The sequence below is a fragment of the Acinetobacter sp. 161(2023) genome (genome assembly GCF_037027805.1).
Classification (GTDB): Bacteria; Pseudomonadota; Gammaproteobacteria; order Pseudomonadales; family Moraxellaceae; genus Acinetobacter.
In genome coordinates this window covers 47424-71256 of record NZ_JAZEYD010000004.1, presented here as the reverse complement: position 1 = coordinate 71256, position 23833 = coordinate 47424, and the positions used below count along the sequence as shown (strand labels likewise).

The 23833-nt window shown below is 39.4% G+C and carries 16 protein-coding genes; 8 read left to right on the top strand and 8 right to left on the bottom strand.

Features of this window, described 5'->3' with window-relative positions:
• Positions 1-39: 39 nt before the first annotated feature.
• Positions 40-615: a DUF805 domain-containing protein gene (locus WA249_RS04735; protein ID WP_336166685.1), complete on the bottom strand. Its 576-nt coding sequence runs from the start codon at positions 613-615 to the stop codon at positions 40-42.
• Between the two features lie 294 nt (positions 616-909).
• On the opposite strand from WA249_RS04735, the gene acs reads away from it, so the two are divergent.
• Positions 910-2859, top strand: a complete 1950-nt coding sequence (acs, locus tag WA249_RS04730) for an acetate--CoA ligase (RefSeq protein ID WP_336166684.1) — start codon at positions 910-912, stop codon at positions 2857-2859.
• A gap of 41 nt (positions 2860-2900) precedes the next feature.
• Here the strand turns inward: acs and WA249_RS04725 are convergent, their stop codons facing one another.
• Positions 2901-3443, bottom strand: coding sequence for a cysteine hydrolase family protein (locus WA249_RS04725; protein ID WP_336166683.1), 543 nt, complete (start codon positions 3441-3443; stop codon positions 2901-2903).
• Between the two features lie 105 nt (positions 3444-3548).
• On the opposite strand from WA249_RS04725, the gene WA249_RS04720 reads away from it, so the two are divergent.
• Positions 3549-3962 (top strand): Lrp/AsnC family transcriptional regulator, encoded by a 414-nt coding sequence (locus WA249_RS04720; RefSeq protein WP_336166682.1) that lies wholly within the window; start codon positions 3549-3551, stop codon positions 3960-3962.
• A 95-nt stretch (positions 3963-4057) separates the two neighbouring features.
• Here the strand turns inward: WA249_RS04720 and sfnG are convergent, their stop codons facing one another.
• Both sfnG and msuE read right to left on the bottom strand, forming a co-directional pair.
• Complete coding sequence (gene sfnG / locus WA249_RS04715; protein ID WP_336166681.1) at positions 4058-5170, bottom strand: dimethylsulfone monooxygenase SfnG; 1113 nt, start codon at positions 5168-5170, stop codon at positions 4058-4060.
• A 43-nt stretch (positions 5171-5213) separates the two neighbouring features.
• Entirely contained in the window at positions 5214-5951 is a 738-nt protein-coding gene (gene msuE / locus WA249_RS04710; RefSeq protein WP_336166680.1) for an FMN reductase, read from the bottom strand.
• 376 nt (positions 5952-6327) lie between these two features.
• Between msuE and WA249_RS04705 the strand changes: the two genes are divergently transcribed.
• Entirely contained in the window at positions 6328-6978 is a 651-nt protein-coding gene (locus WA249_RS04705; RefSeq protein ID WP_004790013.1) for a response regulator transcription factor, read from the top strand.
• A gap of 45 nt (positions 6979-7023) precedes the next feature.
• Here WA249_RS04705 and WA249_RS04700 read toward each other — a convergent pair whose 3' ends face one another.
• Both WA249_RS04700 and WA249_RS04695 read right to left on the bottom strand, forming a co-directional pair.
• The gene (locus tag WA249_RS04700) at positions 7024-7791 is read right to left on the bottom strand and encodes a hypothetical protein (RefSeq protein WP_016139887.1); all 768 of its coding nucleotides are present in this window, start codon (positions 7789-7791) and stop codon (positions 7024-7026) included.
• A gap of 389 nt (positions 7792-8180) precedes the next feature.
• A complete protein-coding gene (locus tag WA249_RS04695; RefSeq protein ID WP_336166679.1) occupies positions 8181-11678 on the bottom strand; it encodes a hybrid sensor histidine kinase/response regulator in 3498 nt (1165 codons plus the stop codon).
• A 181-nt stretch (positions 11679-11859) separates the two neighbouring features.
• On the opposite strand from WA249_RS04695, the gene WA249_RS04690 reads away from it, so the two are divergent.
• The 4 genes from WA249_RS04690 (at position 11860) to WA249_RS04675 (ending at position 16909) form a co-directional block, all read left to right on the top strand.
• Positions 11860-12192, top strand: a complete 333-nt coding sequence (locus tag WA249_RS04690; RefSeq protein ID WP_336166678.1) for a DUF485 domain-containing protein — start codon at positions 11860-11862, stop codon at positions 12190-12192.
• 1 nt (position 12193) lies between these two features.
• Positions 12194-13909 (top strand): cation acetate symporter, encoded by a 1716-nt coding sequence (locus tag WA249_RS04685; protein ID WP_336166677.1) that lies wholly within the window; start codon positions 12194-12196, stop codon positions 13907-13909.
• Between the two features lie 172 nt (positions 13910-14081).
• Positions 14082-14774: an ion channel gene (locus WA249_RS04680; protein WP_336166676.1), complete on the top strand. Its 693-nt coding sequence runs from the start codon at positions 14082-14084 to the stop codon at positions 14772-14774.
• 167 nt (positions 14775-14941) lie between these two features.
• Positions 14942-16909 (top strand): BCCT family transporter, encoded by a 1968-nt coding sequence (locus tag WA249_RS04675; RefSeq protein ID WP_336166675.1) that lies wholly within the window; start codon positions 14942-14944, stop codon positions 16907-16909.
• A gap of 58 nt (positions 16910-16967) precedes the next feature.
• On the opposite strand, the gene omp33-36 is transcribed toward WA249_RS04675, so the two are convergent.
• Positions 16968-17870 (bottom strand): porin Omp33-36, encoded by a 903-nt coding sequence (omp33-36, locus tag WA249_RS04670; RefSeq protein ID WP_199966378.1) that lies wholly within the window; start codon positions 17868-17870, stop codon positions 16968-16970.
• Positions 17871-18879: 1009 nt separating this feature from the next.
• On the opposite strand from omp33-36, the gene WA249_RS04665 reads away from it, so the two are divergent.
• A complete protein-coding gene (locus WA249_RS04665) occupies positions 18880-20589 on the top strand; it encodes a GGDEF domain-containing protein (protein ID WP_336166674.1) in 1710 nt (569 codons plus the stop codon).
• 39 nt (positions 20590-20628) lie between these two features.
• On the opposite strand, the gene uvrA is transcribed toward WA249_RS04665, so the two are convergent.
• Positions 20629-23460 carry an excinuclease ABC subunit UvrA gene (gene uvrA, locus WA249_RS04660; RefSeq protein ID WP_336166673.1) on the bottom strand — a complete coding sequence of 944 codons (2832 nt, stop codon included), beginning with the start codon at positions 23458-23460 and terminating at the stop codon, positions 20629-20631.
• Between the last annotated feature and the right edge of the window lie 373 nt (positions 23461-23833).

Here is a 23833-nt window from a genome sequence, read left to right as displayed (position 1 = left end):
ACTATAATGAGTTCATCTGAATAATAAAGTGTTTTTTAATTAAAAGTATTCCGTTCCTTTTTGTAAGATTTGTGTCGGTGTTTCTAGGCTGTCGGTCCCTGAGAAATAATAAAAAATTCCTGCTGTTGAAATGAGGCTAACTAAAATAGCCACTAAAATAAGCCAAGCCATCAGTTTTTCTATAAACATTGCTGGTCGAACAGGACCGTACTCGTTTGGACCTGCTGTACCGGAAGCAAGCAGTAAATAAATCATAAAAAAGAATTGAACAACTGGAATGAACAATAGCAATCCCATCCAGCCACTCTTATTTAGATCGTGCAGGCGTCGAACAACGAGAACAATATTTAAATAAATTAAAAACAGCGAAAAAGCCCAGACTACTAAAGCACTGGCTCCAGAAAGAGAGCTATAAAATTCAAAATTAAACAGATTGCTTGAAAGCTGAAAACTTCCAAGAAATGAGGCCAAAATGAAATAGCCTGCGAGGGTGACTAAATAAATTAGGCCATAACCACCTAAATAGCTCATACGATTAAAACGCCCATGAATCGAAAAAGGGCTGTCTTTAAACGGGATTTGAGGTGGACGTGAAGAGGGAGTTTCGGCAAACATATTATTTTATTCCTGTGCTGCTTCTAAAAGGTAAAATAATCTTTGTTGATGGTCAAAACCATCAAATCTTGAAAAAATTATAAAAGGAAAAGCTATAGACAAATGTTTTAAATCAACTTAATTTTATAAAAATATTCACAATTTCGTATGCTTAAGTAAGTGGTTAATATATGACCAAAGTCGCATTGTTTGGGCTTTGAAAGAGTCATCATACTGCAAAGGCATGCAAATAAGATCCAGTAAAATAATAGCCACAGTCTCGAGATGGGATGCACAAGATCAAGGAAGTTGCGTATGAATGAGATCTATCCGGTACCAGAGGAGTTTAAAAAAACAGCTCGTACTGTTGAAGCAGACTACTTTAAACGTTATCAACACTCTATCGAGAACCCAGATGAATTCTGGGCAGAGCAAGCTAAAATTGTCGATTGGATAAAACCATTTACCCAAGTTAAAAATACGAGTTTTGACAAAGACAATTTCAAAATTGAATGGTTTGCTGATGGAGAGTTGAATGTGTCAGCAAACTGCCTAGACAGGCATCTTAAAGAACATCCACATAAACCTGCAATTATTTGGGAAGGTGACCATCCTTCTCGCCATAAAATCGTTTCTTATAAAGAATTACACGATGAAGTCTGCCGCTTTGCCAACGTTTTAAAGAAATATGGGATTGGTAAAGGTGACCGTGTTGTGCTGTATATGCCGATGGTAACGGAAGCTGCAATTGCCATGTTGGCCTGTACTCGTATTGGTGCGGTTCACTGTGTAGTATTTGGCGGTTTCTCGCCAGACTCTTTAGCAAGCCGTATTGAAGATAGCCAAGCTAAACTTGTGATTACCGCAGACTCAAGTCTACGTGCTGGTAAGTTGCTACCACTCAAAGAAAATGTCGATTTGGCTCTAGAATTGCCGGGTACAGAGTGTGTTGAAAATGTAGTGGTGGTTTACCGTAATGCGAACCCGATCGAAATGAAGCCGGGACGTGATTTGTGGTATCACCTCATTATTATGGAAGTGGATGCCAACTGTCCTCCAGAACCGATGAAGGCTGAAGACCCATTATTTATTCTCTATACCTCGGGCTCGACAGGTAAACCAAAAGGTGTATTGCATACCACAGGTGGTTATTTAGTCTATGTAACAAGTACCTTTAAAGAGGTCTTTGATCTAAAACAAGATGATGTGTACTGGTGTACGGCCGATGTAGGCTGGATTACAGGTCATAGTTATCTGATCTATGGCCCACTTGCAAATGGCACCACGACCTTAATGTTTGAGGGTGTACCTCAGTATCCAACTTGGGCCCGTCTTGGTCATGTGGTCGATAAACATAAAGTCTCTATTTTATATACGGCTCCAACCGCGATTCGCGCCATGATGCGAGAAGGTGATTCGTTTGTACGTGAAAGTAACCGTAGTAGCTTGCGGTTACTTGGTTCGGTCGGTGAACCGATTAACCCTGAGGCTTGGAATTGGTACTACAACGTTGTTGGTGAAGGTCGCTGCCCGATTGTTGATACTTGGTGGCAAACTGAAACAGGTGGTATTTTAATTGCACCGTTACCAGGGGCAACAGCATTAAAACCAGGTTCGGCAACACGTCCGTTATTTGGTATTCAACCAGCCATCGTAGATGGCGAAGGTAATGAGCTAGAGGGTGCTGCTGAAGGTAACCTTGTGATTAAAGATTCATGGCCGGGCCAGATGCGTACCATTTGGGGTGACCCAGACCGTTTTATTGAGGCGTATTTCTCGACCTTTAAAAACACTTACTTTACAGGTGATGGCGTTCGCCGTGATGAAGACGGATATTACTGGATCACAGGTCGTGTTGATGATGTCTTAAACGTTTCTGGACACCGTCTAGGCACTGCTGAAATTGAAAGTGCTTTGGTGTCGCATGAAGCTGTTGCCGAAGCTGCGGTAGTAGGAATGCCGCATGACATTAAAGGACAAGGTATTTGTACTTTTGTGACTTTACAAGCAGGTGTTCCAGAGTCGGAAGAACTACGTAAAGAGTTAATTAATTGGGTGCGTAAAGTGCTTGGGCCTGTGGCTTCACCTGATGCACTACACTGGGCGCCAGCATTACCTAAAACGCGTTCGGGTAAAATCATGCGCCGTATTTTAAGAAAGATTGCGGCAAATGAGCTTGATAGTTTAGGTGATACTTCAACTTTGGCTGAACCTGCTGTAGTAGATCAGCTCATTGCAACGGTTTATCCCGATAAGCAAAACTAATTTTAAAAAAGCCCCAAATGGGGCTTTTTTATTAAGCTTTATTAAGAGTTTGCTAAAAAATCAGCAGTATTTTGTACATTCGCAAACGTGCTAAGGGCAGTTAAAAAAGCAGTTTGTACATCTTCTGCTTTTGCAGTCTTCCCAGCATAGCTTAAATCACGAGTTGCGGTGGCATCTGCAATTAAGATTGGTTGATAGCCCAGTTCTTTGGCTGCACGTGTACCTGAATCAATACACATGTGAGTCATCATACCTGTAATCACGAGTTGCTCAATTTGATGTGCTTTTAAAAGTTCATCTAAATTGGTTTCTAAAAAACTGTTTGGATAATGCTTTGTTATGATTAATGACTCATCGTGAGCACTAAGTTCAGGGTGAAGTAAAACCCCATCTGTATTTTCTTGGAAGAAACTCGCTTGTGGCGGGTTAATATGTTGCACATAAATGATTGGCAAGTTTTTCTCGTTAAAATATTGTTCGAGTTGTTTTATTTTTTCTAGCGCTTGCTCTGGCCCAACCAATTCCATTTTGCCATTTTTAAAATAATCATTTTGTACATCGATAACTAATAGTGCTTGTTTCATGAGATCACTCTTGTTGATATGAGATAAAACAAGATTATTCTCTGCTGGTAAAATCGGCTATAGTCAGATGAAAGCATTACCGCCAGTTTTCTTTCGCCATGAAAAATGAATATTGAATTAGACCCGATTGATCTAAAAATTATTGCATTACTCAAGCAAGATTCACGCTTAACCAATAAAGAAATTGGGCAGCGAGTTCACCGGACAGGGCAGGCAGTGGGTGCTCGAATTGCTCAGTTAATGGATGCTGGTGTCATCAAAAATTACACGATTGCCGTGCAATATTCGCATAAACAATTTATTCATTTGCATTTAAATGAACAACGCGCTTTTGAAGAAATTGAAAATTTGGTCAAGCAATATGAACAAATAGATGAATGCTTTAAAGTGATGGGCAATGCTTGCTATATGATCGTAAGCCATTTTGAATCCGCAGCATTAAATGAATTTATCGAGAAACTTTCAAAATGGTGCCGTTATTCGGTTGAAACAGTGATTCGAGAAGTTGAGAAATCTTAAAAAAAATAAAGGCTCCAAGCCGAGTCTTGGAGCCAATAAGTCTTTATTTTTAATTTATTGTTTTTATTGTCTTGCGCTGCTTTAAATGAAGTTTTTTAGGCTGATTTGGCTTGAATTTCTATCTCCTTTTCTTGTTGAAGTTCTAATTGGCGAATGAGTGGTAGAACTTTTTCCCCAAAATATTCTACTTCTTCAATGAAATGTAAGAATCCAGAAAGAATCAAATCAACACCGACATCTTTAAGCGCCACAATACGCTCTGCAATTTGCTGCGGTGTACCAATTAAATTGGTTTTAAAGCCATCGTTGTATTGCACTAAATCTTCAAAACTTGATTTTGCCCAGTTACCTTGTTGCTCTGGAGAAGCTGCACCTGCTTCACGTGTTGCATCGCCAAAAGCATTTACCGCTTCAGTGTTGGCTTTATCAATAATTTCTTGAAGTACCGCTTTTGCTTCTTCTTCGGTATCTCTGGCAATGATGAACGCATTCACCCCAATTTTGACGTGATGGTTATTGGCTTTAGCTTTAGTGCGAATGTCTTCGACTTGTTTTTGAATTTCCTCTACGGTATTACCGTTGGTGAAATACCAATCAGATACACGTGAAGCCATGTCACGTGCAGCACGTGAGCTGCCGCCTTGAAACACTTCAATATGAGGCTTTTGCAGAGGTTTTGGTTTAAGTGTGTAGTTTTGGAATTGGTAGTATTTACCATCAAAACTATAGTTATCAGTGGTCCAGATTCCTTTTAGTGTACGAATAAATTCTTCAGAGCGGACGTAGCGTTGATCATGCTCTGGCCACTCTTCACCAATCGCATCAAACTCTCCTCTAAACCAACCACTCACCACATTAATGGCAATACGGCCTTCAGTTAGATAATCAATTGTTGCAAGTTGCTTAGCCGCGAGTACTGGTTTCCAAGGGCCGGGCAGAATAGCAGCAATGACCTTAAGTTTTTCAGTTTTTGCCAATAATGCATGACTGAAACTTACTGATTCATGCTGGTTTTCTGCCCCATAGCCCGCCGTAAAACGAATTTGGGTGAGCGCATATTCAAAACCATTTTTTTCAGCAGCTTGAGCAAGTCGAACATTGTAGTCGTAACTCCAGTCTGTACGCTGTTCAATGTTACTTACGACAAGGCCACCGCTTACGTTTGGTACCCAATAAGCAAATTTAATCGGTTGTTGTAATTGCGTCATGGTACGCTCTCCCAATTCGTATTTTTATTTAGCGATATTGCGCTTAGGCAACATGCGTTAATGATTTGCCAGACTTGTGGTGCAAGCGAGACTCTGCTGCATCAAGATCAGGTACAGCTGCTGAAGGTAATACTTCTTCTTGCTCAATTTGCTTGTTAATACCAAGCTCTTGATTCGCTTGCTGAGTCTTAGATTTGATCACTTCAGCACGTTTACCTTTCGCTGGCGCCCATTCTAAAATTGGCAATGCACGGGCCACTGCTAACGTAATACGATCTGATAATTGCTCGCTTTTCACCGTATATTCAGGAGTAAAGTCACGATCAGTTGCATATACGCCAATTGGTAAAGTTTGTGCTTGGAAGAAGCTGAACAATGGACGAAGTTGATGTTCAAGTACGAGTGCGTGACGATCACTACCGCCTGATGCTGCTAAAAGTACAGGCACATCGACCAATGCAGTTTGTTCAACAAAATCGAAGAAATGTTTGAAAAGACCCGTAAAAGAGGCACGGTAAACAGGGGTACCTACAATTAAAGCATCTGCTGCTTCAACTGCTGCAAGATCATCTTGTACGCGCTGTGGAAGTTGGTTGCGATAAAATGCACCACCTAGTAATGGCCCAATTTCGCTTAATTTAATAAAATGAACTTTAATATCGGTTGCTTCGGCTAACTCATCAAGAATGGCTTGAACCAGACTTTCCGTTTTAGATGGGGTATTTAAGCCACCAGAAACAGCAACAATATTCAAAGGTTTTGGTGATGTGATACCAGTCATAATTTGATTCCTAAGCCTAAAATAAGAGATTGGACTTATTAATCAACAACGACGGCAAACTGTAAAATAACGAAATTGGTCAACCTTATCAGTTTTAAATATAAAAGATAAATAGTGGATTTATATATTTTGTTTCTATACTAAGTTGCTGTTTTTATTTTATATAATTATTGGTGATATATTTTTTATAATAAAAAGTAAGCTTATATAAAAAACAGATTAATTTTGATTAAATGTTAAAAAACATCTGAATATTTTAGCTAAGTTCTGCATTTATCAACATTTTGCATAAAAATGGATAAGATGAACGTATCTTTCAACTAAATAGTAGGGTTACAATAGGCCATACTTATGCTCAAGATTACTTTAATCGCTTATGAATATTTTAATCGTTGATGATCATCCTTTGTTTCGTCATGCTTTAATTCAAGCAGTACGTTATAGCCTGCCACAGGCACAAATTCATGAAACAGCTTCGGTTGATGAGTTTTATGAGCGTTTGGAAAATGGGGCAGAACCTGATCTAGTATTACTCGATTTAAATTTGCCGGGTGCTTCAGGCTTTTCTGCTCTAGTCTATGTACGAGCACAGTATCCAGCTATTCCAATTATTGTGGTTTCTGCGCATGAAGAAACTTCAATTATTCAGCGTGCGATTGCACATGGCGCGATGGGTTATATTCCTAAATCTGCTCATCCAAGTCATATTGGTGAAGCGATTCGCCACGTTTTAGAAGGTGAAATCTGGTTACCACCTAACTTGCCACCTAACCTTAATCTTGATCCGAGAGCGGCAGATGAAACTGCTTTAGCTGAGCGTATTCAATCTTTAACACCACAGCAATTCCGTGTTTTGATGATGGTTGCAGAAGGCTTGTTAAATAAACAGATTGCCTACGAACTCGATGTTTCAGAAGCAACGATTAAAGCCCATGTGACAGCCATCTTTAGAAAATTAGGTGTACAAAATCGTACACAGGCTGTATTGGCAATTAGTGCATTAAATATTGAAGATAAGAAAATTTAAAAAAATAAAAAAGACCTCAGTTGAGGTCTTTTTTATGTGTGCCATTTAAGCAAGGCAATCTTGCTTTGGTGTTAGGCTGTCGCAGTACAAGGGATTGAGTGCACATTGCAAATCATCAATTTGATCTTGAGTCACATAACCTTTCATTTTTAAATATTCAGCCACGCGGTCATCACGCAAGCTTAAAAACGCTGCATCATAAACGCCTAAATCTACAAAAAGTGCAGCTGTTTCTAGACTATTGAAGCGATCAAGGAAAATATCATTGCCATACATCAAGAAGATATGGTCGAGTTTTGCTTTTTCATCGACATGTAGTCGTTCAGCAAGTTGATCTGGATGAGTTTTAATAAAGAGTAAGTCAGAGAGTTCATCAAACTGAGTCATATCTAACTGATTTTCTCCGTGTTTGACATGACCAAGCCAAGCTTTGAAAACAAGTACAGCACCACCGCGAAGTAACATGCTCCAGATTTGATGACGTGTGTCATGATCAAGATTTTCACTTTCAGCTGTAAGGACTTGTAAGAACTTTTCTTCTTGTTGACCTAATTTATCAAATAGCCCTAAACCTTGTGGATGGTAGGCTGCTGGAGCAAATACATCAAAATTCAAATCATGAAAAATATTAAGTGCCAAAGGAACAGCACACTGATAAATCGTATTTAATGCCTTGATATGGGCTTCATTCAGTTTGCTGTTGGGAAAAATACTTTGCCAATCTAGTTCAGGAAGTAAAGCATTGGCACTGTATTGACGATAAAACTGTTGAGATGAGAGTTGGCCTTGTGGGCTGTTATCAGAAATATTCATGGCAATTGTCCTTTGCATTAATTCGTGAGCAGGGGTGCTTAATATAGAAATCGGTTAAAAAATGGTTATACATTTATCAAATGCGTTTGGAATAGTTATGTGTCATCAAGAATGCAAGTAGAATACGACTAAAGTCGTACATAGTGGTTTTATCTAGATAATATTTTTAAAAAACAAATACTTATTAAATTGTAACTAAGTATACAAGTGTTCACTTACAAAAAAGATGGGCTTTGCCATAGAAAAAGGGCTGTTGGAAAGTTTGGCCAATTATTTAATCAACAAAAGAAGACTTTTTGAGCAGTTCTGCCTATTGGCTTAAATTAAACCTATAACTTTTGCCAAAAAAACTCTCCCAAACCTATAAAAAGCTTGGGAGAGGAAAATGTTTAATCTGCCGCGCTGGCAATTTTAAGCCCCGATAGCCATGCTCTTAGAGAGGCTGGTTTAAGCGGTTTTTTGAGTAAAACGATATTAAGTTCTTTCAATTGTTGAGGTAATTCTGGATGAGAGTCCGCTGTAATTAAAGCAACCGGAACGTCATGCTGTCGATTTTGCATAATAAAATCGACACCGAGTTGGTTGTTATTTAAATGCTGATCGATGAGCCAGACCTGAATATTCTCTTTTTGAATAATTTCTAGTGCTTGTTCTGGTTCAGTGGCTTTAAAAACCTCATAACCCCATCGACCTAATAAGCTACTCATTCCTTCTAAAATAGTTTCATCATTGTCTAAACATAAAATCCGGTAGGCTTTAGTTTTTAAAGGCACTGCCTGTACGGTTGGAGTTATCACTTTTGGTGCTTCTACGATTGGAACCTCAATCATAAAGCAGGAGCCTTTATCGAGCTGTGAATAGACATGAACAGGGTAATTCAACAAACCTGTCATACGCTGCACAATCGCGAGGCCTAAGCCTAGACCTTGCTCACCCCACGGTGATAAGTGCCCACAGCGTTCGAATTCTTGAAACAGTTTAATACGTTGTTCTTCGGCAATTCCGGGACCTGTATCCCAGACTCCAATACGAATATGATCAGGTTTTTGAGCTGAACGTAATACACCGACAATTACTCGACCTTTGGCAGTATAGCGCAAAGCATTACTCACAAAGTTTTGAATAATACGTCGAATCCACTGTGGATCTGTGTCAATCCAGAACGATACATCGTGAACTTTGAGTGAAATATTTCGCTGAGCAGCAATCGATTTAAACTGTAGTTCAAGATCGCTGAGTAAATCATGCAAAGGATAAGGCTGTCTTTTTGGCTGAATGCTACCGCCTTCTAAACGGGCAATATCGAGTAGGGCAGAGAGCATACTTTCTGCACCATACAGCGCACGGTCAAGCTGTTGCAAAGTTTGACGGTCTTCTTCAGTCGCAATGCTTTGTTCAAGAACCGTACTAAAGAGACGAGCAGCATGCATAGGTTGTAATAAGTCATGACTTGCCGCAGCAATAAATCGGCTTTTAGACATATTAGCCATATCAGCTTGTTCACGTGCCAGCTGTTGTTCGGTTAAAGCACCGGCAAGTTGTTGAGTTCGGTCTTTTACGCGGGCTTCAAGTATTGCCTCATTTGTACGGAAAGGGGTAATGTCGGCAAATGTCGTTACAAAGCCCCCACCTGAAATAGGATTACCGCGCATTTGAATAACGCGTCCGTCTTTACGGATTCGTTCAAATTCATGCGCGCTTCCGACTTTCATCCAGTGCAAGCGTTTACGAACATGTTCTTCGACTGAACCGGGGCCGCATTCGCCTCGCTCAGCGTTATAACGAATCAGATCGGCAATTGGACAACCCACATAGACTAAATCTTTTGGGTAGCCAAATAATTTTAAATATTGGTTATTCCAAGCCACCAAACACATATTTTTATCAACTACACTCACCCCTTGGGTCATGTGATCAATCATGGTCATGAGCAGGTTTTGGTTGAAACGTTGCCACTGTGAGGCTTGGTCTAAAATATTCGCGACTTGTCCTAATGCAAGACCATTATTAATCATTGCTGTAGTGAGCAAAGTACGTGCAGAAGCAGCTCCGATAATGCCCGCGAGATATTGCTCGGTGAACCGCCACCACATGCCGTTGGCGATGCTATTTGGGTTGAGCGTGAGATGATTTTGCTCGCAAAAGTTCTCAAATGCTTGTGTTGTTGGTTGCTCACCCGTAATTCTTTTGGCAAGAGCGAACAGGTCACCTACTTTTAAGCGTGCAGCATCGTGCGGTAAATAGGTTAAATCAGTAGAGGTATGCGGCGATGGCAAGGGCTTAGTTTCATAGTAGAAAAAGCTTTCTGCCTGAATTTGTTCAGCCACGCTTGGTCGATAAATTTTTGAAATCCAGATATATAAAACAATATTTAGACCAAGTGACCAAATAACGCCATGGGTTAAAGGTGCAAATGATTCAAAACCAAAAAGTGATTCTGGACGTAATGCATTAATTCCTAATGGTCCAAAAAGCAAAATACTTTGGGCAGTTTCCTGATAGGCCTCTGGCAAACTACGCAAAATCGTTGGACACAGTAAAGTATAACTCCACATTAAAAATCCAATGATGAGGCCTGCATAGACACCTTGACGGCTTCCGCCACGCCAGTACAAACCCCCAATAAGCGCAGGGGCAAATTGAGCAACCGCGCTAAAAGCCAAGAGGCCGAATACTGAAAGCTGGTTAATATCATTAAAGAAATGGAAGAATAAAAAGCCAAGTAGCATCACTGCAACAATACTAATGCGGCGGCTAAATTTAAGAACTTTGGGTAAATGTTTATCGTGACGCGAGAGCACTTTAAAACGCCAAAGCGCAGGCATAATTAAGTCGTTACTAAGCATAATAGATAGGGCAACTGACGAAACCAGTAACATGCCTGTCGATGCAGAGAATCCACCTAAAAAAGCCAGTAAAGCTAACCCTTCTTGGTTATAGCTCAGTGGTAATGACAACACGGCAACATCGGGTACAGTTAAGAACTTCGGTGCTGCATGCAAGGCCCAGCTTGCGATCGGAATAATGGCTAAAATCGTTAAAATGAGATAAACCGCAAACCATTTACGCGCACCACGAATATGCTTTTCATCACGTAACTCGACCACGGCCACATGAAACTGGCGGGGTAAACAGATAATTGCTAAACCTGCCAATAAGGTTTGAATCCAGAATGTTTCAGGCACCCCAAATAGTTGAACTTCCTGAAAGGTTTGGTTCACATCTGATGTGACTTGTACGAGATTCGCTGGCGTTTCAAAAATAAAAAATAAAGCGACGCAAATGAGGGCGAATAATTTTACAAAAGATTCAAATGCGACGGCCAACATAAGGCCACCATGTTGCTCAGTATTGGCAATTTGCCTTGTACCAAAAATCATGGCCAAAATAGCCAGTACACTGGTTAAAAGTAAAACACTATTGGTGGTTGTATGGATATGAGCATTCTGTTCCATAATGACAGAAGTACTTAAAGCAATCGCACGTAACTGTAAGGCCAGATAGGGAATAATCGCGATTACAGCCAAAATGGTGACCAGTGATGCTAATACCCCACTTTTCCCATAACGTGCCGCAACAAAGTCGGCAATTGATGAAATGGCGTGATGCTGACGTACCCGACCTAAACGGCGCCAAATGTCATAGCCAAACCAGACAAATAAAAGAGGGCCTAAATAAATAGGCAAGAAAATGACGCCTTCTCGAACAGCTGCTCCAGTTGCGCCATAAAATGTCCATGATGAACAGTAAACGCCGAGTGTTAAGCTGAACAAGAACATGCGGCCACGTGTACTTAAACGGCTGGCATGCTTTTCACCAAAAAAAGCACAAACAAATAAGAGTGCTATATAAAGGGTGAGTACCCCAATAATCAGCCAGCTGTTCATATGACTCACATGATTAAAACCTTGTGCCTATCATACCCCAAGCAGAAACAAAGCTATAAATTGATTAAATTTTAACGACCAAAGTCTAAGTTACGAATTACACGTAATTTTGCTAACTTTAATCCTGAGAAACTACTATTAAAAAGTGGCCAAGGCTGGGCACAGGGCAAGGAGTTTGGTTATGGATCAGAACCAAGTAGAACAGATTCTACGCAATCCAAAGTTTCAAAAGATGGTCAAGAAAAAAAGTACATTAAGTTGGACGCTCACAATCATCATGTTAGTTCTTTATGTGGGTTTTATGCTGCTTGTAGGCTACAACAAAGAATTTTTAATGAGTTCGTTTAGTGGTGGTGTAACGACATGGGGAATCCCGCTAGGTTTAGGAATTATTGTTTTATCTTTCCTACTATGTGGCGTGTATTCTTTTATCGCAAATAGGACCCTTGACCCGTTGAGTGAAGAAGCGTTGAAGGAAGTTGAAGCCATCACGCATGAGAAAGGACTACACTAATATGAAATGGAATTCATTAAAGGCGAAAGCTTTATTAGCAGCAGCATCGCTATATTCAACAGTGGCTATGGCGAGTCCAGATCTGGGTGAAGCTGAACAACAGGCAACTAACTGGCATGCCATTATTATGTTTGTCATTTTTGTTGGTTTCACTTTGTTCATTACTAAGTGGGCTGCAAAGCAAACTCAATCAACACAAGATTTCTATACAGCAGGTGGTGGCATCAGCGGTTTCCAGAATGGTCTGGCAATTGCGGGTGACTATATGTCTGCTGCATCTTTCCTTGGTATTTCTGCACTTGTGTTTAGTTCGGGCTTTGATGGCTTACTTTACTCGCTTGGGTTCATGGTAGGTTGGCCAATCGTTTTATTCTTGGTTGCAGAACGTTTACGTAACCTTGGTAAATATAACCTTTCAGATGTGGTTTCATTCCGTCTTGAAGAGAAACCGGTACGTACTTTAGCTGCAATCAGTTCACTTGTTGTGGTGGCATTCTATTTGATTGCTCAAATGGTAGGTGCGGGTCAGCTCATCAAATTACTATTTGGTTTGAACTACAACATTGCGGTAGTCATCGTTGGTCTATTGATGATGGCATACGTAATCTTTGGTGGCATGTTGGCAACGACATGGGTACAAATTATCAAAGCGGTCATGTTACTTAGTGGTGCAACCTTCATGGCATTCATGGTAATGAAAGCAGTTGGTTTCAGCTTCAGCAACATGTTTAGCCAATCAATTGAAGTTTTCAGTAAAGTACATGACATCAGCTTGACCGATGCTGCAAAAATTATGGGGCCAGGTAAACTTGCTGCAAATCCAATTGATGCCTTGTCTCTTGGTTTGGCACTCATGTTTGGTACAGCAGGTCTTCCACACATCCTTATGCGTTTCTTCACTGTAAAAGACGCAAAAGAAGCACGTAAATCGGTTGTGGTTGCAACAGGTTTCATTGGTTACTTCTATCTTTTAACTTTCATTATTGGTTTCGGTGCGATTCTTTTCGTATCAAACAATCCGCAATTCCTTGATGTTGCAAAAATGGCAGTAACAGGCAAACTTGAGCTTGTTGGTGGTAACAATATGGCAGCCGTGCATTTAAGTGACGCTTTAGGCGGTGACTTATTCATGGGCTTCATTTCAGCAGTAGCATTCGCAACTATTCTTGCTGTTGTTGCTGGTTTAACACTTTCAGGTGCATCTGCAATCTCTCATGACTTATACGCTAACGTATTCAAGAAAGGTCAAACGACGCCTGCTTCTGAACTTCGTATGTCAAAAATTGCGACACTTGGTTTAGCAATCTTCGCAATGGTTTTAGGTATCTTGTTTGAAAAGCAAAACGTAGCGTTCATGGTGGGCCTAGCATTCTCTGTAGCTTGCTGTGCAAACTTCCCAGTTCTTGTTCTTTCAATGTTCTGGAAAGGCTTAACAACTCGTGGAGCGGTTATTGGTGGTGTTGTTGGTCTTGTAACAGCAGTAACCCTCATTGTTCTTTCTAAAGCAGTTTGGGTAGATACTTTAAAAATCTCTGATACACCAATCAATCCATTCAATGGTCCTGCATTATTTGCTATGCCATTGTCATTCCTTTGCTGTTGGTTATTCTCGGTAACTGACAACTCTGCACGTGCTAAGAAAGAGCGTGCTGCTTTCGATGCTCAATATGTTCGTTCAATGACAGGTATTGGCGCATCTGGTGCATCGGATCACTAAGATCAATATTGCTACATAATCCTTTTAAAAGCCCTACGGGGCTTTTTTTTATACTTATTTTATTTTCAATTTAGAGCTTAGGTCTTCATAAAGAACAACTTGTTTGCCCTGTTTTATGTACAGTATTATTTGTTAACTCTTAAAAAAGCATGATGAAACAAGGAAAATAATAATGCGATCTGTTATTGAGTTTTGGGCGAGCTTTCGATTATTGCCTTCAGCATGGTTGCTGTTTGTGCAATTCATTTTACTTATTCTGGCCATGTTAACCTTTAATAATGAGGCTTATAGAACCTTAACATGGGCATTAGGGATGCTTGCTTTATTATTGATTGCTAAAGTTATTCGCCAGACGCCGATGTTTACTTTTTTAGGTTTAACATTTGTGAGCGGTGCAATTCTGTCATCAGTACTGATTGTGTTGGGCTATAGCAATTTATATATTCAGCTATTTGCCTATAGCTGTGAAGCTCTGGCCTACTTTTCGGCAGCTTATGGTTTATTTTGTTATATGTTTGCTGACCGATATTTAACAAGAGATGAATTATTTGCAGCAGCGGCAGTCTTTACACTTATTGCATGGGGGTTCGCATTTTTATACAACATTTGCCAGCTCGTTTTCCCTTATAGCTTTCAAAATCCAAATAACCCTCATGCCTTACAAACTTGGCTAGATTTACTCTTTCTAAGCTTTAGCCTGCAGTCAGCTACAGGCTTATCCGACCTCATGCCCATCACTCCACCAGCGCGCGTTTTAGCGATGCTGCAAATGTTCTGTGGCGTCATGTATTTAGCTTTAATCGTCACCCGCCTAATCGCTTTACAATATATTACCCACCTCCCTAAAAAAAATTCAGATAAATAATGGAGGAGGTGTTTTAATTTATTTACACCTTTGTAACTGCAATATTCTTTAAGTTTATTTAGAGTGTTATCGGCTTTCTCTATTGAAAGCCCTAGCTTTGTTCATTCTATGAATATCTTATCGGCATTTAAGCCTGTCACTCGTCATTAAAATAACATGGAGGATTTATGCCTTCCAAACAGTCCGGTTGGTTCGCAAACGTTAATCCTAACGTATTTTTTGGGACGGTCATTATTATTGCTTTGTTTTTAGCAGTGGTTGTGATTGCTCCGAGTTCTTTTGAGCTTTTAACGCAGCAATTAAAGCAGTGGATCACTGATTCATTTAGCTGGTTCTATGTTTTATCTGTTGCCTTCTTCCTCATCTTATTGATTTACATTGCCTGTTCCTCAATTGGACGCATTAAATTAGGACCAGATCATAGTCAGCCTGATTATAACAATGGGTCTTGGTTCGCCATGCTGTTTACAGCAGGGATGGGGATTGGCTTGATGTTCTTCGGCGTTGCCGAACCTGTCATGCACTATGTTAATCCACCAAGTGGTGAGGCCCAAACGATTGATGCAGCACAGCAAGCACTAAGAGTCACCTTTTTCCACTGGGGACTACATGCTTGGGCAATCTATGCTGTAGTTGGGTTAGCTTTGGCTTACTTTGCCTATCGGCATAATTTACCTTTAAAGACTCGATCTGCACTTTATCCTCTTATTGGAAAGAGAATTTATGGAGTGTGGGGCGATGGTATCGATATATTCGCAACCATTGGTACTGTATTTGGTGTAGCGACCTCTCTTGGCTTTGGGGTAACCCAGATCAATTCTGGTTTGCATTATTTATTTGGTGTAGAGCAAAGTACTCATGTACAGGTTTTACTCATTATTTTTGTGAGTATATTAGCTTCCTTATCTGTATTTTTAGGTCTTGATAAGGGCGTAAAACGTTTATCGGAGCTAAATTTAGTCTTAGCTTTAATATTATTAGTATTTGTTTTTATTGCTGGTCCAAGTATTTATTTACTTCAAACGACGATTCAAAACACTGGGCAATATATTTCTAACCTGTTCACTATGACATTCAACTTATATGCCTATCAGCCAAATGGCTGGATTGGGGGTTGGACAATTTTGTACTGGGCTTGGTGGATTTCTTGGTCACCATTTGTGGGAATGTTTATTGCCCGAGTTTCACGCGGTCGTACCATTCGTGAATTTATTGTTGGGGTTTTACTCATTCCGACAGGCTTTACCATTATCTGGATGGGTTTCTTAGGAAACGCTGCGTTATTTAGCATTATTCATGAACATCAAACAACATTAATTCAGGCTGTTCAGCAAGATTCGTCAGTGGCATTATTTGAATTTCTGGGTCACTTGCCGTTTTCTGGAGTTATGAATGTCTTGGCAACTATTTTGGTGGTTTTATTTTTTGTGACATCCGCTGATTCAGGGGCATTAGTCACTGACTATTTAACTGCTAAATCTGAGAATTCACCAACTTGGCAGCGTCTGTTCTGGACGGTACTCATGGCTGTGCTCGCAATTATTTTATTGCTAGTCGGTGGCTTGGCCGCACTTCAGGCTTCAATCATTATGAGTGCATTACCTTTTACGGTCGTTATGCTTTTAATGAGTTGGGGACTAATAAAAGCCTTGCATCTTGATGTCACTAAAATGACAGCCATTCAGGAGGCACGTATTACACCACGCGCCATTCATAATCCACGAAGCTGGCAACAGCGTTTGGGATTAATCATGCACTATCCTCATAATGAAGAGGAAGTACGTGAATATATTGAAAAGCAAGTGACGCGTGCGTTTGAAAATATTGAACATGAATTTAGACGTCGTCATCTAGAAGTTTCAATTAGCCAACTTGAAGATGGTATGCAGCTTCGGGTAGACCATCACAATGAAATTAATTTTATTTATAAAGTTGTTCCACGTGAAACAGTGCCGCCAAGTTTTTTAATTGGACGTACTGAAGCCGAAGACGGACAATATTTCCAAGCAGAAGTTTTCTTAAGAGAGGGTGGTCAGAACTATGATGTAATGGATTGGACACAAGAAGATTTAATTCAAGATATTATTGATCAATATGAACGTCATCTGTATTTCTTAAATGTCGTACGTAGTTAATAGCCATAAAAAAAGGACTCAACTGAGTCCTTTTTTTTAATTCAATTTCTAAATTAGATTAGAAACGGAATTTAGCATTTAAGCCGATAGTTTGTGTGTCATAGCTAGACTTTTTAACGTCAGCTTTCATATAAGACGCACCAACAGCAAGAGCTGGAGTAATGAAGTAGTTTACGTTACCACCCCAAGCTTGACGGAATTCACCAAGGTCATTACCTTTGATGTTTGCTACGCCATCGTTACCGATGAATGCAGCACCAACGCTTAACTTAGGAGTTAAGTAAAGGTCAGTTTTTAAACCGTATTGGTTTTCTTGACCGAAAGCACCAGCAGCTTCAAAACCAATTGCCATGTTAGTTCCATCGATTGGACCTACATATTTAGCACGTGCTGTAACAGCATCTTGGTCGTTTTGAATCGCAGCAGTTTGGTTAACAGCAGAGTAGATACCGTTGCTGATGATACCGAAGTTATCTAAAGCGAATTGGTTAGCAACATTTGTATAACCAACAGCCATCAAGAAGTTAGGTAACAACATTGCACCAACTTCTAATGCATAACGGTCACCTTGGTCATCACGTGAAATTGCGTTTTTACCGTCAACGTCAGTGTGGTTATAAGTTGCGCTAGCATAAGCAGGAACGTAAGGAGTTGGAATGTACGCCTCACCTTTAACGCCGTATGTACCTACACGGTAGTTTAAGCCGTTGTTTTGGTCATATTGTTGATAGCTATAACCTAAAGACACGCTAGAAGCTTGGTTTAAGAAAGCTGCTTCAGCTAAAGGACCTTTAGCGGTATCAACATTTTTTAAATAGAATGTACCAGCAACGTCACCAGTGTAGTTTTTATCATTTGCAGTAGTGTCAACATATTCAGATTGACCTTGAACTTCAAATTGATAAGCATGAGCACCGGTCATGGCTAATAATACAGCAGTGGCTAAACCAAGTTTTTTCATAATCATTTCCAGCAATAACAAGAGATAAAGCTGCGGTCATTGTATTGTAACAATTTATGAAGTCAATAATGAAAAAAAGGAATGTTAAAGATATTTGGCATTTATGTTAAAATTGGTGAAAAAATAATCAAATAAAAATTAAATTGTCAACCTGATAAAAAAATGAACATTTACAATAGACTAATTATTATATTTCATAGTGAATTAAGATGTAAATGTTTAAAAGTTATTACTATTGTGATTGAAAAAAATGATTATAACAATCGGTTTTAACGTTAATAAAAGTATAATATTGTTTACAAAGTGAATAAAAAAGCACCATTTTCTTGTCGAATTTGTAATATTTTGAGGAACAGTTAACAATATTTAGATTAGTTTAACTAAAAAATTTAACTATTCTTAATTATTATATAAGTGAATAAGGTAAAAGAAATCTCTATTTTAAGTTGAAAAATCGATTAAATTTTTAATTCTGATTAATTTAATCTACTTTACAAAAGTAGAGATAAGTCACATAATTCAATTGCAAAGTTCACTACCTAACAGTTTTAGGATTTAAAGTGCTTTCCCAGATACGATGTGTGTAACACATCAGATTTTACGAGCTCAGCTTTCCCCAAGGTTGAGCTTTTTTTTATCTATAAGAAAATCTTAAAATTATAAGAAAAGTTATATGAAATGTATTTAAAAAATAGTAGGCCAAAAAGAACCCAGCTTGAAGCTGGGCAATGGATGCAGGGAGAAGTGCATCCAAGAGGATAACTAAATACGTTTTTCTATGATCGCTAAATTTTTTTAATCTGTAAAATAGAGTTTTTTTATAAAAATCATTCAATTTTTCGATCCTGTTTATGATTTAAGCTTACTAAAATGTAGGATCCGTACCATTATTAAAATAGAAATGAAGGGTTTATTGATGAAATTCTAGTTATTAAAATGCTAGGATGGATTGAAGCCTAATTTATATCGTATTAAAAATGGCAGGACATTTACGGAGTACCAGCTAGAAATGTCAGGATTACGTTCAGAGCATATTAGTAATCGACTGTTCTTTTTTATGCTGGTTATTATTTTGTCCTTATTATTTATGGCAATACCCCTTATTGTGGGAAGCTATCAGGATTATATAAAAACTAGACAAGCTTTGGCCGAAATAAAAAGTTTAAGAGCGGTAGCCGATATTGCATATAAAATTTCTAAGGAGCGTGCTCCCGCCAACAAAATGATGTCGAGCAGTCCCGATGATTTATTAAAGAATAAACAAGAATTAAAAAAATTTCGTTTAATTGTCGATGAGCAAATTGATACAAGCATTCTTATCTTAAAACAAGCAGGTTATGTTTCATTAGCAAATGAGCTGCAAACCAACCTCAAAGAAAATCTTAGACAAGCTCGGTATGTGGTCGATTATTACGGTGAAACTCCCTATGGAGCCAGAACTTCCGTCCAAATGGATAATGCCATTTTAGGGATGTTTGGAGCATGGGATCAGTGTAGGGAAATACTACAAAAACTGATGTTGCAGCTAAAAAGTAAAGACAGCCGTATTTCTAATTACTTTACGCTCATTATAGTTCTGACAGATATGCGCGATCAGGCGGGACGGATGGCATCTAATATTATTGCTCCTGTGAGCTTTAATGAGGAAATTCCAAGTAATAATCGAGCACGTTCTCTACAAACGCAGCATCAATCTAGATATTTATGGATTTTGGTCGATACCTTGCAGCCTGAACAGGCAAAAACGCCAGAATACCGCCAGTTATATTCCCAAGTGAAATCAGAATTTATAGACAAGGGTATTCCGATTGTAGAAAAGCTATTAGAAGAAAGCCAAAAAGGTGAGCCATATTATTTAAGTGGTACTCAATTGACAGAAGCAATCGTAGGTAAATTTACCACTGTGGTTGATTTACAAAGTTATATTCTTGATGAAAGTATAGTGATTGCAACTCAAGAAAATGTGATTGCTCGCAATGGTTTTCTTTTAACTTTATTAATTTCTTTAATTTCTTTGGCCACAGCGTTACTTACGCTTAATTATGCACAAAGAAGAGTATTTTCTCCTTTAATAAAAGCAAGAACTTTAATTTTAGATTTATCGCATAGTTCTGATCATTGGACAGATGAGATGAATATGACAACAAAAGGTGAATTTCTTTCCCTTTTTGAAGCGATTGATCGATTACAGCGTATGTTGCAGCAACGCGATGCTTTTGAATTTCAATTAAAGAATATTGCCAATACTGACCCATTAACTGGTGTGTCCAACCGTCTAGCTTTATCTGAATATTTAAAAATTGTTGAAAGTTATCCTCAAAAATTTACGCAAACCTGTTTAATGATTATAGATATTGATCGTTTTAAACAGGTGAATGATCAATATGGGCATATTGTAGGTGACCATGTCATTGTCAGTATTGCCGAGCAATTAAAGCAAAATATTCGAAGTTCGGATTTAATTGTTCGTTATGGCGGAGATGAGTTTTTAATATTATTAGAGCAGGTGCAATTTGTAGATGCCCGTCTTTTAGCTGAAAAAATTCGGATTGCGATTTCTTTAGAAGAGATTTGTTTATCTGGTTCAGATGAAAAATTGCATGTGTCTGTCAGTATTGGTTTTGCGATAGGCGCAGCGAGTTGGATCGAGCTTTTAGAGAAAGCTGACCGTTCTCTATTAAGAGCTAAAGCTCGAGGCCGGAATGCAGTTGAGGGATAAAAAAGCCGGAAATGAGTTCCGGCTTTTTTATTCAATAAATTACTTCAACATCGGTTTTAAGAAACGACCCGTGTGGGAAATTTCAACCTCAGCCACTTGTTCAGGTGTGCCTTCGGCAATGATCATACCACCGCCTGAACCACCCTCAGGGCCTAAGTCGACAACCCAGTCCGCTGTTTTAATCACATCAAGGTTATGTTCAATCACCACAATGGTATTACCCTTGTTGCGTAGCTCGTACAAAATGTCGAGTAGCTTGGCAATATCATGGAAATGTAAGCCTGTCGTCGGCTCATCCAAGATATATAAGGTTTTACCCGTATCACGTTTTGCTAACTCTCGAGCTAATTTAACGCGTTGCGCTTCACCGCCTGAAAGTGTCGTTGCAGCTTGACCTAAACGAATATATCCCAGACCTACTTGCATTAAAGTATCTAAACGACGATGAATCACAGGAATTGCATTAAAGAACTCAGCCGCATCTTCAACGGTCATTTCTAATACGTCTGAAATGTTCTTGCCTTTATAACCAACTTCTAAAGTTTCACGGTTATAACGCTTGCCATGGCACGCATCACAAGGCACATACATATCAGGTAAGAAATGCATCGCGACCTTGATCATGCCATCGCCTTCACAAGCTTCACAACGTCCACCTTTCACGTTAAACGAGAAACGACCTGCGCTATAACCACGCGCTTTGGCTTCAGGTGTTTGCGCAAATAACTCACGAATAGGCGTAAATAAACCTGTATAGGTAGCAGGGTTAGAACGTGGTGTACGACCAATTGGACTTTGGTCAATATCAACCACTTTATCTAAATGCTGTAAGCCATCAATCGAATCAAACTTTTCTGCGGTCAGCGTAGTTGCACCATTGAGCTGTGTTGCTGCCAATGGAAGCAAAGTACGGTTAATCAGTGTTGATTTACCGGAACCTGAAACGCCAGTCACACAAGTCATAATGCCGAGCGGAATTTTTAAATCGACATTTTTAAGGTTATGACCACTTGCACCAGAGAGTTTGATGAATTCATCTGGGCGTGGTGATTGGGTACGTTGCGTAGGTATCGCAATTTTTAGACTGCCTGAAAGATATTGACCTGTAAGAGAGTCTTTATTGCTCGCAATCTCGTCATAGCTACCTTCACCGATAATGACACCACCATGAATCCCTGCACCAGGTCCGATATCAATAATATGATCCGCAGCACGAATTGCATCTTCATCGTGTTCAACCACTAATACGGTGTTACCCAAATCACGTAAGCGAATTAAGGTTTGTAGTAGACGATCATTATCACGTTGATGCAGACCGATCGATGGTTCATCGAGTACATACATCACGCCCATCAAACCTGCACCAATTTGCGAAGCGAGACGAATACGCTGGGCTTCACCACCCGATAACGTTTCGGCAGAACGGGCCAGACTTAAATAGTTCAGACCAACACTCACCAAAAAGTGGAGACGTTCACGAATCTCTTTAAAGATTTTATCGGCAATTTCGCCTTTAGCGCCTTCAAGATTGAGATCTTGATAATAGTTTTCAGCATCACCAATCGACATCTTGGTGATTTGTGCAATGGTCTTATCTTTGACCCGAACGTTGCGTGAAATTTCATTTAGACGTGAACCGTCGCAGGCATCGCAAGCGGCATTAGATAAATATTGAGCTAAATCATCTCGTACATAGTTACTTTCAGTTTCACGGTAACGACGTTCAAGGTGCGGCAAAATTCCTTCAAAAGGTTGTACGCGTGTGTGTTTGCGGCCACGTTCATCGATATAACTTAAATCGACTTTTTCTTTGCCCGTACCTTGTAAAAATTTCTTTTGAGTATCTTTATCTAACTGGTTCCAAGGTGTATCAAGTTGGAAACCAAAATGGTCGGCAACTTTTTGCAGCATTGAATAATAATAAGGACGCTGACGATCCCAGCCACGGATAGCACCTTCACTAATCGCAAGCTCAGGATTTGGAATGAGCTTTTCAGAGCTAAAATGACTGCGTGTACCTAAACCATCACAAACAGGGCAGGCACCAAACGGGTTGTTAAATGAAAATAAGCGAGGCTCAAGTTCTGCCACAGCACGATCACATTTAGGACATGAGTGTTTTGCAGAAAAAACGCGGTCTGGGTGTTCGCCATTCATCCATGACAAAACCGCGATGTCACCGCCCAAACGTAATGCAGTTTCAAATGATTCGGCAATACGGTTACCTAAGTCTTCACGTACTTTAAAACGGTCAACAACAACTTCAATGGTGTGCTTTTTCTTTTTGTCGAGTTCGGGTGGCGTATCAATATCAATGATTTCACCATCAACACGCGCACGAACAAAACCTTGGCCTTGTAGCTGTTCGAACAGGTTACTGTATTCACCTTTACGTTCACGTACCACAGGGGCAAGCAACATGAGTGCTGTGCCTTCTTCAAGTGTTTTTACCGCATCGACCATTTCAGAAATAGTTTGCGCAACCATCGGCAAGTCGTGTTCAGGGCAATATGGCGTACCGACACGTGCATAAAGCAAACGCAAATAGTCATAAATTTCGGTAATCGTACCTACCGTTGAACGTGGGTTATGACTGGTAGATTTTTGCTCAATGGCAATCGCTGGAGATAAACCTTCAATCGAATCGACTTCAGGCTTTTCCATTTGCGATAAAAACTGACGGGCATAGGCTGAAAGTGATTCGACGTAGCGGCGTTGTCCTTCGGCATAGAGGGTATCGAAGGCAAGAGAAGATTTTCCTGAACCTGATAACCCCGTAATTACCACAAACTTATCGCGTGGAATATCGAGAGACACATTTTTTAAATTATGGGTACGTGCGCCTCGAATACGGATATGACTTTGGCTCATAAAACATCTCAATTATGTATTGATGAAAATTTAGGTGTTGTTTGTTTAGTCACAGGGAGATATGGCTATTTATAAACAACAGACTCTATATGATAACGATTTAAAATTGTTCAAGTAGTACAAAATGATTTAAAGCGACAAATTGTGACGGTTAAACGACAATCGACAAAATTTGTTCAAATAAGCATATTGTATTTTTAGCATTTCTCAAAAAATGACATATTCACTAAGTATGCCGATTTATCTTTATTTATTTTGTTTCGGACTCATATATCGTTCATGTCCATATATAGTTTTGTAGAGAGGAATTCAAAGTTTGAACATTGTTTCCATACTTTTAGTGTGTCTATGGAAAGATTTCCTAACGTGTAAA